The sequence below is a fragment of the Kitasatospora sp. NPDC015121 genome (assembly GCF_055562955.1).
On record NZ_JBVHEH010000009.1, the window covers coordinates 278,293 to 292,010 of the forward strand.

General features: G+C 74.5%; 13 protein-coding genes. 4 read left to right on the top strand and 9 right to left on the bottom strand.

Features of this window, described 5'->3' with window-relative positions:
• Nucleotides 1–255 precede the first annotated feature (255 nt).
• Nucleotides 256–924: a hypothetical protein gene (locus tag ACZ3J7_RS15945; RefSeq protein WP_465621025.1), complete on the top strand. Its 669-nt coding sequence runs from the start codon at nucleotides 256–258 to the stop codon at nucleotides 922–924.
• A gap of 29 nt (nucleotides 925–953) precedes the next feature.
• Here ACZ3J7_RS15945 and ACZ3J7_RS15950 read toward each other — a convergent pair whose 3' ends face one another.
• Entirely contained in the window at nucleotides 954–1,781 is an 828-nt protein-coding gene (locus tag ACZ3J7_RS15950) for an ArsR/SmtB family transcription factor (protein WP_465621027.1), read from the bottom strand.
• Nucleotides 1,782–1,903: 122 nt separating this feature from the next.
• On the opposite strand from ACZ3J7_RS15950, the gene ACZ3J7_RS15955 reads away from it, so the two are divergent.
• Nucleotides 1,904–3,463, top strand: coding sequence for an MFS transporter (locus ACZ3J7_RS15955; RefSeq protein WP_465621030.1), 1,560 nt, complete (start codon nucleotides 1,904–1,906; stop codon nucleotides 3,461–3,463).
• 118 nt (nucleotides 3,464–3,581) lie between these two features.
• Here ACZ3J7_RS15955 and ACZ3J7_RS15960 read toward each other — a convergent pair whose 3' ends face one another.
• The 8 genes from ACZ3J7_RS15960 to ACZ3J7_RS15995 form a co-directional block, all read right to left on the bottom strand.
• Complete coding sequence (locus ACZ3J7_RS15960) at nucleotides 3,582–3,890, bottom strand: DUF7677 family protein (protein WP_465621032.1); 309 nt, start codon at nucleotides 3,888–3,890, stop codon at nucleotides 3,582–3,584.
• Nucleotides 3,891–3,987: 97 nt separating this feature from the next.
• On the bottom strand, nucleotides 3,988–5,016 hold the full coding sequence (locus tag ACZ3J7_RS15965; RefSeq protein WP_465621034.1) for a LacI family DNA-binding transcriptional regulator: 1,029 nt from the start codon (nucleotides 5,014–5,016) through the stop codon (nucleotides 3,988–3,990).
• Between the two features lie 154 nt (nucleotides 5,017–5,170).
• Nucleotides 5,171–5,779, bottom strand: a complete 609-nt coding sequence (locus ACZ3J7_RS15970; protein WP_465621036.1) for an SGNH/GDSL hydrolase family protein — start codon at nucleotides 5,777–5,779, stop codon at nucleotides 5,171–5,173.
• A 170-nt stretch (nucleotides 5,780–5,949) separates the two neighbouring features.
• Nucleotides 5,950–7,143: a mannose-6-phosphate isomerase, class I gene (gene manA, locus ACZ3J7_RS15975; RefSeq protein WP_465621038.1), complete on the bottom strand. Its 1,194-nt coding sequence runs from the start codon at nucleotides 7,141–7,143 to the stop codon at nucleotides 5,950–5,952.
• Between the two features lie 134 nt (nucleotides 7,144–7,277).
• Nucleotides 7,278–8,312, bottom strand: a complete 1,035-nt coding sequence (locus tag ACZ3J7_RS15980) for a LacI family DNA-binding transcriptional regulator (protein WP_465621040.1) — start codon at nucleotides 8,310–8,312, stop codon at nucleotides 7,278–7,280.
• 70 nt (nucleotides 8,313–8,382) lie between these two features.
• Nucleotides 8,383–9,249, bottom strand: coding sequence for a carbohydrate ABC transporter permease (locus ACZ3J7_RS15985; RefSeq protein ID WP_465621042.1), 867 nt, complete (start codon nucleotides 9,247–9,249; stop codon nucleotides 8,383–8,385).
• Nucleotides 9,246–10,223: a carbohydrate ABC transporter permease gene (locus tag ACZ3J7_RS15990; protein ID WP_465621044.1), complete on the bottom strand. Its 978-nt coding sequence runs from the start codon at nucleotides 10,221–10,223 to the stop codon at nucleotides 9,246–9,248. Before ACZ3J7_RS15990 ends, ACZ3J7_RS15985 begins: the two co-directional genes overlap by 4 nt.
• A 156-nt stretch (nucleotides 10,224–10,379) precedes the next feature.
• Complete coding sequence (locus ACZ3J7_RS15995) at nucleotides 10,380–11,690, bottom strand: ABC transporter substrate-binding protein (RefSeq protein ID WP_465621046.1); 1,311 nt, start codon at nucleotides 11,688–11,690, stop codon at nucleotides 10,380–10,382.
• Between the two features lie 339 nt (nucleotides 11,691–12,029).
• Between ACZ3J7_RS15995 and ACZ3J7_RS16000 the strand changes: the two genes are divergently transcribed.
• Together ACZ3J7_RS16000 and ACZ3J7_RS16005 are read left to right on the top strand one after the other, a co-directional pair.
• Entirely contained in the window at nucleotides 12,030–13,043 is a 1,014-nt protein-coding gene (locus tag ACZ3J7_RS16000; RefSeq protein WP_465621047.1) for an ROK family protein, read from the top strand.
• 25 nt (nucleotides 13,044–13,068) lie between these two features.
• A complete protein-coding gene (locus ACZ3J7_RS16005; RefSeq protein WP_465621048.1) occupies nucleotides 13,069–13,650 on the top strand; it encodes a hypothetical protein in 582 nt (193 codons plus the stop codon).
• Nucleotides 13,651–13,718 lie beyond the last annotated feature (68 nt).

A 13,718-nucleotide genomic window follows, 5' to 3' on the forward strand; every position in this document is an offset into this window, starting at 1 on the left:
CGTCCACCCTCCTCGCCCGCGTCCTGCCGACCCATCCTGTCAGGTCACCGCCGCGCCACGGCACACCGGCGGCCGCCGCGACCACCCGCGCCTTAAGCGGCCCCGCCCACCCCGTCCGCAGTCCCGTCCACTGCCCCGTCCGCAGCCCCGTTCGCCCCGTCCGCCCCCGCCGCCGGGCGGCAGTTCGGGCCCTGGTAACGTCGCACCCTCCGCCGGGCGCCCCGGTTGGAGTACCCCGAACGGGGATCCGACGGCATGACGACCGCGACCACCGCACAGCAGCGCCTGCACCACGCCCTGGACGCCCTCGGCCGCACCGCCCGCCCCGGGCCGGCGGTCGACGGCTGCGGCCACTGCTACACCCCCGAACAGCTGGCCGCCCTGTCCGGCCCGCCCGACCTGGTCCCGGACCGGCTGCTGCACTCCGCGGCCGCGAAGTCCCCCACCCACTGGACGGACTTCCCCACCCTCTACCGGCGCCTCGCCCCGCGCCTGCTCCGCCAGTTGACCACCCGCACCCTCGCGATCGACGGCCCGCTGATCGCCGCCCGCCTGGTCGCCGCCGACTGGACGGACTGGCACCGCGCCGACCTCGTCCGCGAGGTCCTCGACGCCTGGTGGCCCGCCACCCTCGCCGACACCTCCGCCAACGCCTCGGAGGTCCTCGCCACCGTCGCCGTCGCCACCGGCACCGTGACCCCCTGGCTGCGCACCTGGACCGCGACCCGCACCCCCACCGCCGACCGGCACCTCACCCGCACCCTCGACGAGTGGCTGCACGACGCCCGCCTCCCCGACCTCCGCCTCGGCTTCCACCGCGAACTCCCGGTCGGCCCCGAGACGGTGGCCTGGCTGCTCGCCCAGCCCGAGGGCCGGATCGACCAGGAGCGGCGCTACTGGCTGGAACTAGCCCTGAAGGAGTGACGCCCCGCGCCCGGGTCCGCCACGGGTGCTCACTCCGGCGGGTGGAGACCGATCCAGTCGGCGAGGCCGGTGGTACCGGACGGGGTCAGGTGGACCACGCGGGGGCTGGCACCGTGCCGGAGCCAGCGCAGGGCGATCAGACGGGCGGTGAGGGCGGCCCCGACGGCCCCGGCCAGGTGGTGCTGCTGCTCGCTCCAGTCGACGCAGTAACGGACCAGCGGGCGGCGCGGCGGGAGGGCGCCGAGGTCGATGCCGAGCTGCTCCAGGGCGGCCCGGCCGGACGGGGTGAGCCGGTAGTGGTGGTCGTGGCCGTAGCCGGAGGACCGGTCGCGGACGGCGACGGCGGGACGGTGGGTGCCGTCGTGGCCGGTGAGCATGCCGCGGTCGAGCAGGGTGCCCATCAGGGCGACGCCGAGCCGGCCCGCCAGGTGGTCGTAGCAGGTGCGGGACCGGCGCAGCGCGTTGTTGGTGCCGCTCTCGCGCAGCGAGGTGACCGGCAGCGGGGGCGCGATCAGGGCGAGCGCCTCCAGCGCGTGGCCGACCTCGGGGCCGGACAGCCGGTAGAAGCGGTTGCGGCCGCTCCTGCGGACGTTGACCAGCCCGGCGTCCAGCAGCCGGGCCAGGTGGGCACTGGCGGTGGGCGCGCCGACGCCCGCCTCGGTCGCGAGGACCGCGCCGGTCAGGGCGCGGCCGTCACTGAGCGCCTTCAGCATCCGGGCCCGGGACGGGTCCGCGAGCAGCGCGGCGGCCCGGGCGACGTCCGGCTGACCGGCCGCCGGGTCCGGGAGCGGACGGAGGGGCGGGGCGAAGCGGGGGGAGGCGGGGCCGGCGGGGGTGGGGTCGTGGGAGGTTGGCACGGGGTCAGCATAGGGCGGGCAAGGTTCGTCGGCTGACGAAGTGTCCTGGCCGGAGGGGGGTTGCGCCCCTGGACGGGCACAGTTCGCCCGGCAGCGAAGTGTTCCGCCCCGAGACTGCCGTCATGACTCCCGTACCGCAGCCACCCGCACCCGCACCCGCGCCCGCACCCGCGCCCGCACCCGCATCCGGACCCGCGCCCGCACCCGTATCCGTGCTCACCTCCGCCGCTCCCGTCCGGCCGCCGGTGGCGCGGCTCGTCCTGCCGCCGCTGGTCGCGTTGAGCCTGGGCTACTTCCTGGTGATGCTCGACGTGACGGTGGTCAACGTGGCGCTGCCGGGTGTGCGGGCCTCGCTCGGGATGGGGGCGGCGGGGCTGCAGTGGGTGGTGGACGGCTACAGCACGGTGTTCGCGGGGTTGTTGCTGCTGGGCGGCGGGCTGGGTGACCGGTTCGGGCACCGGCGGCTGTACCTCGCGGGGCTGGGGCTGTTCGCGGCGGCTTCGGCGGGCTGCGCGGCGGCTCCGTCGGGGGCGGTGCTGGTCGGGGCCCGGTTCGGGCAGGGGGCGGGGGCGGCGCTGCTGGTGCCCACTTCGTTCGCGCTGCTGCGGGCGGCGTACCCGGACGGGGCGCTGCGAGCCCGGGCGGTGGGGGTGTGGGGGTTGGTGTCGGCGGTGGCGTTCGGGGCGGGGCCGGCGGTGGGTGGGCTGCTGGTGGCGGGGTTGGGCTGGCGGTGGGTGTTCTGGGTGAACCTGCCGGTCGCGGCGCTGGCGGCGGCGCTGGCCCTCCGCCACCTCCAGCCGTCGAAGCCGGAGCGGGCGGGCCGCTCGGGGCGGCGGGGCGATCCGCTGGGCCAACTACTGGGTGTGGTCGGCCTGGTGGGTCTGGTCGGCGGAGTGAACGAGGCGGGGGCGCGGGGCTGGGGCTCGCCGTGGGTGCTGGGCGCTTTCGGTACGGGCGCGGTGGCGCTGGCCGGGTTCGTCCGGGTGGAGTGGCGCCTGGAGCGACGCTCGGAGCAGCGGGGCCAACGGGAGCAGCGGGAGCAGCTGGCTCGGCGGGCGCCGCTGCTGCCACCCGCGCTGCTGCGGGACGGGCGGCTCGCCACCGTGGACGCCGTCGGCCTGCTGCTCAGCCTGGGCTACTACGGGCTGCTGTACGTACTGACGCTGCACTTCCAACTGGTGCGCGGGTACGGCGCGTTGGGCACCGGCCTGGCGCTGCTGCCCTCGGTGGGGATGGGCTTGCTCGCGGCACCGCTGTCGAGCCGGCTGGCGGCCCGGTACGGCCCGTACCCGCCGATGGCGGGAGGGCTGCTGCTGGGGGCGGTGGGCTTCCTGGGCTGGCTGACGGCGGGGCCGGAGACGCCCTACCCGGTGCTGCTGTTCGCGCTGGCGGCCACCGGTCTGGCGACGCCGGTGACGGTGGTGGCGGCCACCGTGGCGGTGCTGGAGGCGGCCCCGCCGGCGGTGGCGGGAACGGCTTCGGCGGTATTCAACGTCTCGCGCCAGGTGGGCAGTTCGCTCGGCGTGGCACTCTTCGGCACCCTGACGGGTGTCCTGGGCCCGGTGCGCGGGCTGCACGCCTCGGCGCTGGTCGCGGCGGGCGCCTTCCTGCTCGGGGCGGTGCTCGCGGGCCGGATCCTGCGGCGGGGCCGTCCGACGGCGAGGGCCGGCCGCGACGCCTGACCCCCGGCGGCCGCCCGGCGCGCCCGTGCCCGTGCCCGTGCCCACGGCAGCGGTCACGACCAGGGTCACGGCCAGGGCCGCGACCACGTCCGCGTGCCGCCCGGGACCGTCGGCGGGCTCAGTGGAGTTCGCACTCCCAGGCTTCCAGGTCCGGTTCGCCCGGCGGCAGTTCGCCCGTGCAGTACTTGTGGAGCCAGGTCGCGGCCCGGCGTTCGGCGTACTTCTCGTTGACGGGCTCGCCGTCCTCATCCAGTTCGAGGACGTTGGCGAAGATCGCGAAGCAGATCTCCGCCTGGGAGGGGGAGTCGCGGAGTTCCTCCCAGTAGTCGATGCCTTCCAGCATCGGGTGGCCCACCGAGCCGCGGGCGACCCAGCCGGCGAAGCGTCGGATGGCCCCCGAGGCGCCGGGGCCGAGGTGGACGGACATGCCGTGCAATCTAGCCGCGGCCGTCCGCCGGGGGGCCACCGGGTCCTGTCCTCGGCGCCGGGTGGTCCCGGTGGTCGTTCGGCCCGCGGCGGGGTGGTCAGTCGCGTGGTGGGGTCTCGCCGGAGCCGCGCGGGACGAGCAGGGTGGGGATCTCCAGGCGGGCGGGGGTGGTGGTGTCGCCGGCCAGGCGGTCGAAGAGGCGGCGGGCGGCGAGGGAGCCGAGGGCGACGGGGTCCTGGGCGACGACGGTGAGGGCGGGGGTGAGCAGGTCGGCGAGTTCGAGGTCGTCGAAGCCGACGAGGGCGGGGCGGCGTTCGGCGGGGAGGTGGTGGAGGGCGGCCAGGGTGACGCGGTTGTTGGCGGTGAACAGGGCGGTGACGGCGTCGGGGCCGGTGGTGAGGCGGTGGACGGCGGCGGCGACCCGGGTCCGGTCGGTGGGGCCGCAGTCGACCCAGCGTTCGTCGACGGGCAGTCCGGCCGCGGCCATCGCCGCACGGTAGCCGCGGGCGCGTTCGGCGGCGGTGTGGATGGACGGGAGGTCGCCGACGAAGCCGATCCGGCGGTGGCCGTGGGCGATCAGGTGGGCGGTGCCGGCCTGCGCGCCGCCCGCGTTGTCGCTGAGCACGGCGTCGGCGTCGATGCCGGCGCCGGGGCGGTCCAGGAAGACGACGGGCGTGCCGGACTCGATCTCGGGCAGCAGGTAGCGGTGGTCGTCCCCGGCCGGGACGACGATCAGCCCGTCCACCCGGCGGGCGCAGAACGCCAGGGCCAGTTCCCGTTCGCGGTCCGGGTCCTCGGCGCTGGAACCGGTGAACAGCAGGCAGCCCTCGTCGGCGGCGACCTGTTCGACGGCGCGGGAGAGCGCGGAGGAGAACGGGTCGCTGATGTCCTCCAGCAGCAGGGCGACGCTCGCGGTCCGGCCGGTGCGCAGCAGCCGCGCGCTGTCGTTGCGCCGGAAGCCGAGGGCTTCGATCGCGGCCCGCACCCGAGCGGCCATCTCGGGCGTGACGCCGCTCTCCCCGTTGACGACCCGGGAGACCGTCTTCAGCCCGACCCCGGCGGCGGCCGCGACGTCCTTCATGGTGGGGCGGGCGCCGCGGGTGCTGCTGGCAGGGCTGCTGGTCATGTCAGGGAGGATAGTGCGCGTACCCCTGCGCCCGGCAGCCCCGTCCCGCCGCCCGTCCGCTTCCGGCCGAGCCCGGGCCGACGCGGGCGGGACGAGGGCCGGACGCGGGCCGCACGAGGGCCGGACGAGGGCCGATGCGGGGTGGGGGCCGGGTTCAGACCGCGTCGGCGGCCAGCCGCAGCCAGGCGTCGGCGAGCAGGCGGTGGCCGCGTTCGGTGGGGTGGACGCCGTCGGCGGCGATCAGGGCGGGGTCGCCGGCGGTGCGGGCGGCCTGGTTGAGCAGGCCGTCGGCGGCGAGCAGCAGGGCGTCGTGTTCGGCGGCGAGGCGGCGGACGGCGTGGATGCGCGGGTCGAGGTCCTCGCGCCAGGTCCACTGTTCGGGGGTGACGGGGACGAGGAAGGGTTCGATCAGGACGAGTCGGGGCGCGCAGTGCGCGTGGACGCGGCGCAGCAGGGTGCGGTACTCGTCCTCCCAGGTGGTGGCGGGGCTGGGCAGGTCGCTGTCGTAGCGGCGCCAGGTGTCGTTGATGCCGATCAGCACGGAGAGCAGGGCCGGGCGGTGGGCGAGGGTGTCCTCGTCCCAGCGGGCGCGCAGGTCGGTGATCCGGTCGCCGCCGACGCCCCGGTTGCGGACGGTGGGGGTGCCGGGGAGGGCGGCGGCGACCATCGCGGCGTAGCCGTGGCCGAGGTCGTCGGGGTGGGCGCGGTCGCGGGCGGCGTCGGTGATGCTGTCGCCCTGGAACAGGACGGCGGTGGGGTTCATGGCGGGGCTCCTGGTGCGGGGCCCGCCGCCGGGGTCGACGGTCACCGGGCGGCGGGCGGACAGAGGGGGTCCTGGCGCGCGTGCGTCCGTCCGGAGTCGTTCCCCCGCGTTCCACGATCATGCGGACACGCGGACACGCGGACACGCGGGCGCTCGGGGGCGGGGAGGGCTCAGCGCTGCCGGGGCACCTTCGCCCGGAACAGCGTCGCGTCGCCGGTCAGCCGCAGCGGCCCGCTCGCGGCGGGGACGTACGCGGATCCGCCGGGGCCGAGGGTCGGTCCGTCGTGCAGCCGGGCGGTGCCGCGGACGCAGAGCAGGAGCTGCGGGCCGTCGTCGTCGAGCAGCGCGGGGGCGCCGAGTTCGATCCGGGAGAGGGCGAACTCCTCGGCGGGGGTGAGGAATTCGAGTTCACCGGGGCCGACCGGGACGGCGGGGGCGCGGTGCGGGGCGGTGGGGCGGAAGTCGACCACCTCGGCGAGTGCGGCGGTGTCGACGTGCTTGGGGGTGAGCCCGCAGCGCAGCACGTTGTCGGAGTTGGCCATGATCTCGACGCCGAGTCCGCGCAGGTAGGCGTGCGGGACGCCGGCGTCCAGGTAGAGGGCCTGTCCGGGGCGCAGCCGGACGTGGTTGAGCAGCATCGCGGCCAGGATCCCGGGGTCGCCGGGGTAGTCGCGGGCGGCGGCCAGGTACGCGGCCCAGCTCGCCGCGTCCGGCCCGTCCCGCTCGGCCGATTTACGGAGTGCGGCCGGTAGTTCGGCGGCGGCCCGTTCGCCCCTGGCCCGGTCCGTGGCGAGCGCGCCGGTGAGGACGGTGCGCAGGGCGGTTGCGGCGGGGGCGGTGCGCAGGGTGTCGATCCAGGGGGCGAGGACGGGCAGGTCGAGGCGCTGCCAGAGCTCGGCGCTGGCGCGCGGGTCGCGGAAGCCGCACAGGGCGTCGAACTCGTCGAGTGCGCAGATCAGTTCGGGCTTGTGGTTGCGGTCGCGGTAGATCCGGTGCGGGGCGTCGAGCGGGACGGCGGCGGCGTCCTCGGCGGCGTATCCGGCTTCGGCCTGCGCGCGGGTCGGGTGGACCTGGACGGACAGCGCCTTGTCGGCGGCCAACACCTTGAGCAGGAAGGGCAGTTGAGCTCCGAACCGGTCGGCGGTGCGGGGGCCGAGTTCGGTGGCGGGGTCGCGGGCGATGACGGCGTCGAGCGGTTCGGGGCCGCCGCCCCGGTCGATCCGGGAGGGCGCGCCGGGGTGGGCGCCCATCCAGAGTTCGGCCTCGGGTTCGTCGCCGGGCGGGCGGCCGGTGAGCCGGGCGAGCGCGGTGGTCGAGCCCCAGGCGTAGCGGCGGACGGTGGTGGCGAGCAGGTCGGCGGTCATCGGGTGCGCTCCGGGAGGTGCGGGAGGGTGGCTCGGCCCGTCCGCCGGCTTCCTTGCCCTCGGAAGGAGTCGGGGACGGCCCGGGAGTCGACGGGAGGAACCGCCCGGCGACGGCGGCCGGCGGTCAGCGGCGGTCAGCGGGCGGCGGCGGGCGGGGCGCTGCTGCCGCGCGGCACCAGGACGGGGGTGGGGGCCGGCCCGGCGGGGGTGCCGCGGTGCTCGATGACGTCGAACAGGGTGCGGGCGACCAGGGCCCCGTACCCGTGCACGTCGTGGCTCATCGCGGACAGCGCGGGGTGGGTGAGTCGGCACAGCTGCGAGTCGTCCCAGGCGATCAGCGACAGGTCGGCGGGCACGTGCAGGCCGAACTCGGCGGCGACCGAGATGCCCGCGACGGCCATGATGTCGTTGTCGTAGATGATCGCGGTGGGGCGGTGGGCGGAGGCCAGCAGCATCCGGGTGGCCCGGGCGCCGGCCTGGCCGGAGAAGTCGGTGGGGAGGCTGCGGGGCGGTTCGAGGCCGAGCTGTGCGGCGGCGGCGGCCAGGGCGCGGGTGCGGATCGCGGTGTGGCCGAGGTCGGGGTCGCCGCCGACCCGGGCGATCCGGCGGTGGCCGAGCATCGCGAGGTAGCGGACGGCGTCCTCGACGGCGGCCGAGTCGTCGGTCCAGACGGCCGCCGACCCGCCGCCGGCCAGGCCGGGGTGGCCGGCGGCGACGGTCGGCATGCCGAGAGCGGCGAGTGCCGGGATCCGCGGGTCGGCCTCGGTGAGGTCGACCAGGACGGAGCCGCTGACCCGTCGGGTGCGCCACCAGGTGCGGTGCACCGCGATCTCCTGCTCGCGGTCGCGGACCAGCCGCAGCAGCAGGGTCGCGGAGCGTTCCTCCAGCACGCTCTCGATGCCGGAGATGAACTCCATGTAGAAGGGTTCCAGGCCGAGTTGGCGGGCCGGTCGGGTGATGACCAGTCCGACGGTGTCGCTGCCGGGGTCGAGCCGGGCCAGGCTGCGGGCGGCCTGGCTGGGGACCCAGCCGAGCTGTTCGGCGGCGGCCCGGATCCGCTCCCGGGTGGCGCCGGAGACCCCGGGCCGGTCGTTCAGCGCGAGCGAGACGGCCCCGGCGGAGACCCCGGCGAGCGCGGCGACCTCCCGGATGGTGACGCGTCCGCTCATCGCGCCGCCTCCGGCCGGGACCGGAACCGGAACCGGGACCGGGACCGGGAGGGGGCGGGGGCGGGGCGGTTCACTTGCTGGATCCGGCGGCGAAGCCGGCGTAGATGAGCCGCTGCAGGGCGAGGAAGACGATCAGGGTGGGGAGGATGACCAGGATCGCGCCGGCCGAGATGATCTCCCAGTTGACGCCGAAGGGGCCCTGGAAGCGGAACAGCGAGGTGGAGATGGTGCCCAGGTCGCTGGAGGGCATGTAGAGGAAGGGGATGAAGAAGTCGTTGTAGACGGTGACGCCCTTGACGATCACCACGGTGGCGATGGCCGGCTTGAGCATCGGCAGGATGATCCGCCAGTAGATGGTGAAGGAGTTGGCGCCGTCCAGTCGGGCGGCCTCGTCGAGCGAGACCGGGATGGAGCGGATGAACTGCAGGAAGACGTAGATCGAGATGATGTCGGTGCCGAGGTAGAGCAGGATCGGCGCCCAGCGGGTGTTGAACGCGCCGAGTTCGTTGACGATCTGGAAGGTGGCGACCTGGGTGGTCACCGACGGCACCAGGCTGGCCAGCAGGAACGCGGCCATCACCAGTCTCTTGAGCCGGAACTCGAAGCGGTCGATGGCGTACGCGGTCATCGAGCCGATCACCACCGTGCCGGTCACCGAGACCAGCAGGATGACGGCGGTGTTGAGGAAGGCCGGCAGCATGTCGCCCTGGGTGAAGGCGATCCGGAAGTTCTCCAGGTTGAACCAGTCGGAAGGCAGGTCGAGCGGGCCGGTGGTCAGCGCCTCCTTCCGGGTCTTCAGCGAGGTGAACAGGATCACCAGCAGCGGCACCAGCACCACGGCGCTGGCCAGCACCAGCGACAGGTACGTGGCACCGGACGCGGCGGCACTGCGGGCGTGGAAGCGTCGGGGCTTGTCCGCGACGGCGTTGGTGGTCACGACAGTTCCACCCTCTCCTCCGGCACCAGGCGGCGCTGGATCCAGGTGACGAGCAGGATCAGGGCGAGCAGGACGACGGCGCTGGCCGAGGCGAGGCCGAACTTGTCGAACTTGAAGGCCAGGTTGACGCTCTGGATCACGAAGGTCTGCGAGCCGTTCGCGCCGCCGGTCATGATGTACGGGATCTCGAACACCGCCAGCGAGCCGGAGACCGCCAGGATCGCGCTGAGGCTGATCACCGGCTTGATGCCGGGCGCGATGATGTGCCGGAACTGCTGCCAGCGGTTGGCGCCGTCCAGTGCGGCGGCCTCGTACAGGTGCGGCGGGATCGACTGGATCGCGCCCAGGAACAGCACCAGGTTCAGCCCGGTGTAGCGCCACACCGACACGCCCGCCAGCGACTTGTTGACGAGGTCCGGGTCGCCCAGCCACTGGTGCCTGCCGTGCACGCCGACCATCGACAGCAGTGAGTCGAGGGTGCCGTGCGGCTGGAAGAAGAACAGGAACACGAACCCGATCGCCACGCCGTTGATCAGGTACGGGAAGAACAGGATGCCCTTGAACAGGTTCCGGAAGCGGGTGTCGAAGCTCAGCACGGTGGCGAAGTACAGCGCCAGCGCGATCTGCAGCACCGCGGCGACCAGGTACACGCCGGAGACCAGGAACACCTTGAACAGCTCGGGCCGGGTGAACAGGTCGGTGTAGTTGTCGAAGCCGACGTTGGCGCGCTCGGGGCTGATCCCGTCCCAGTCGGTGAAGCTGTAGCCGATCATCTCCCCGATCGGCAGGTAGGTGAACGTGGCCAGCAGCGCCAGCGGCACCACCAGGTACAGCCACGGCGTGAACCACCGGTGCCGGCGCATCGCCTTGCGCCGGGGCCGACGGCGCTCGCCGGCCGGGACGGCGCTCGCGCCGCCCGCCGCGGCCCGGGCGGGGAGCTCCGCCGCTCCCCGTCCCTTCTGCAGTGCAGTCATCTTCGTTCCTTCGTAGGTCCTGGCACCCGGCGAACGGCCCGGTCCGGTCCGGCCCGTGCCCTGCCATCCCGTGCATGGCAGGGGCAGGGCGGCAGGGCACGGCAGTCGGCAGGACGGTGGGTCAACGGCCGTGCCGTACGGTCGGCTTCGTCCCGGTCAGCCGGTGACGGTCTTCTGGGAGGCGGACCACTTCTTGTTCAGCTCGGCGAAGTAGCCGTCCCGGTCGCCGGGGGCGGCGCCCCGGGCGATGTCGACGAGCTTCTGCCGGTAGTCGGGGGCGTCCAGGTTGATCTCCGCGCCCTTGTCGATCTTCTTGACGGTGGCGGACTTCTCCTGGCTCTGCCCGATCAGCTTCACCCCGTTGTCGGTGAACGGCTTGAGCACGGCGGGCAGTTCGGTGCCCCTGACCGAGGAGATGCCCTGCTCGGCCTGCGCCGCACCGGACCTGGTCACGTACCAGTCGATCCAGGCGCGGGCGGCCTCCTGGTTCTTGGAGTGCTTGTTGATCCCGTACTTGTAGTCCGGCTGCAGGACGGTGCAGAGCTTGCCGGAGCTGGACGGGAAGGGCAGGTAGCCGATGTCGTCCGGGTTCGCCCCGGCCTTGGACGCCGCGTCGCGCATCTGCGACACCGACCACGAGCCCAGGTACATCGTGCCGATCCTCCCCGTGCCCAGCAGCACCTTCGACTGGTCCCAGTTGGTGGTGGCCGGGTCGTCCTCGGACAGCTTCCGCTCGACGATCGAGTACAGCAGGCCGTCGACGGTGTACAGGTCGCCGCCCGCCGTCCACGGCTGCGCGGTGGTGGCCAGCGCGTCCTTGGCGCCCTCGTCGCACGACGGCGAGCCGACCGCGTCGGTCCACTGCCGCAGCGGCCAGCCGTCGTGGTAGTTGGTGTAGTACGGCGTCGCCGCGCCCTTGGCCTTGATGGCCTCCAGGTCCGCCAGGAACTCCTCCGGGGTCCTCGGCCAGGCCGTCACCCCCGCGTCCGCCCAGACCCTCTTGTTGTAGACGAAGCCGGTGACGGTCCCGAAGTCGGCGATGCCGTAGACCCGGCCGGCCACCGTGCCGTAGTCGGTCCACTGGTAGGTCTTCGACAGCTCCTCCGCACTGCCCAGCGAGGAGAAGAAGTCGGGCAGCCGCGCGATCGACAGGTCGGAGGGGATCGGCAGCACGTCACCGTAGTTCTCGGTGTTCATGCGGATCTTGACTTCGCCCTCGTAGTCCTTCATCCCCTCGAACTTCACCCTGACGTTCGGGTAGACCTTGTTGAACTCGGCCGCGTACGCGTCCAGCGTCCCGTCGCCGAGCTGGTCGGTCCGGTTGGTCAGCACCGTGATCGACCCCGAGACCTTCGCCGGGTCCGCGTTCACCGACGGCGCGGCGGTCACCCCGCCACCCCCACCGCCACTACAGGCAGTGAGCACCACCAGGGAAGCGACCGCGACGGCCGGCCATCCTCTGCGCATCTCGTCCATCCTTCGCACTGATCGTCCGGGTGAGCCGGGAGAAGCGGCTGCCGACCGGGCGTGACCGACCTTCCCGGCCGCTTGGCTGCTTAACGTAGACGTCACATCCTGGCCATGTCCATAGACCGGTCAACATTGATATTCACGAGTTTTGTTGCCAGCGAAGGCTCTATTTACTAAAACTTTGCTTAACCATTCAGTCGATCGTGTTTGTTACCGGACCGCGACCGGGGACGACTGGACAACGTTGTCAGAGCGGGCCAGAATCAGCCGGAGCAACCCGGCAGCGCCCTGCCCAGCACCACGGCGCTCCCCTGCCACACCTGCGGAGACGTCACGATGAGTTACGACATGGCCGGTACCGCCGTCACCACCGGGCCCCCCGGGCCCACGCCGGACGGCGCCGGTACCCCCGGGGCGCTGATCGCGGCCCTCGACATCGGCGGCACCAAGATCGCGGGCGGGCTGGTCGACGAGCACGGCACCCTGCGCCACCGGCTACGGGTCCCCACCCCCGCCACCGGCGACCGCGACGCCCTCATGGCCGCCGTCGACCGCGTCCTCGACGACCTCTCCCGCCACCCCGACTGGCACCGCGTCCGCGCGCTCGGCATCGGCAGCGCCGGGCCCGTGGACACCGCGCACGGCACCGTCAGCCCGGTCAACATCCCCGGCTGGCGCGCGTTCCCGCTGCGCGCGGAGACCGCCCGCCACCCGGCCGCCGCCCGGCTGCCGATCACCCTCGGCGGCGACGCCATCGCGATGACCGCCGCCGAGCACTGGCGCGGCGCGGCCCGCCCGTACCGCAACGCCCTGTGCCTGGTGGTCTCCACCGGCATCGGCGCCGGGATCGTCCTCGACGGCGTCCTGCACACCGGGACCACCGGCAACGCCGGGCACCTCGGCCACATCACCGTCGACTTCACCGGCCGCCGCTGCCCCTGCGGCTCGCGCGGCTGCCTCGAAGGGCTCGCCTCCGGCACCGCGATCGCCCGCACCGCCACCGAACTGGGCTGGCGCCCCGGCCCCGACGGCGACCCCACCGCCGGGGCCGTCGCCCGCGCCGCCCACGCCGGCGACCCGCTCGCGCTGGCTGCCTTCGACCGGGCCGCCCGCGCCCTCGCCGCCGGCATCGCCGCCACCGCGACCCTGGTCGAACTCGACGCCGCCGTCATCGGCGGCGGAGTCGCCCAGGCCGGGTCGGTCCTCTTCGAACCGCTCGCCCGCCACCTCGCCGACTACGCGACCCTCCCCTTCACCCGGCACCTCACCCTGCACCCCGCCCACCTGGGCACCGACGCCGGCCTGATCGGCGCCGCCGCCCTCACCCGCCCGGCCGCCACGGCCGCTTGACCCCCTCCCCCGCTACCCTGGCGCCGTGCTGGGGACCGGAGAGGAACCCGCCGCCCGCGCGGAGCGGCTGCGGCGGGAACGGGAGTGGAGCGAGGCGCTGCAACGGCGCGCCCGGGAGCGGGACGAGGCCGCCCGCGTCCGGGCCGGGAACGAGGCCGTGCGGGCCGAGCGGGCGTCCTGGGCGGACGGCCGCAGGGGCGAGGCCGGCCGCTCCGCCGAGGTCACCGGGCCGGACGGCGTCCCGGTGCGGATCGCGGTGGTCCGACTGGAGCGCCACCGCGCCGTCGCCAGGGCCTTCCGGCCGGGCGGCTCGCCGAACTTCGCCGGCAGCGGGGAGGGCGTCCTGTTCGTCCTCCCGTACCTCCTGCTGCTCGGCCTGCACCTCGGCGTCCGCCGACTGCTGCGCGCCCTGCCCGGCCGCCCGCGCTGGGCCCTGGTCGCCGCCGCCGGTCGGGACGCCCGGCCCGCCGCCGTCCTGCGCGCCCGGGACGAGCGCCCGACCGCCCTCGCCGCGGCCGCCCTCGCCGACTCGGTCGAACGCGACGGCGCCGGTGCCGTCGCCGCCCTCACCGCGGATCCGCCCGCCGGCACCTCCGCCGCGCCCTGACCCCGCACCCCGACACCGCGTCCTGCTCCTGCGCCCCGACCCTGCGCCCCAACACCGCGTCCCCGCAA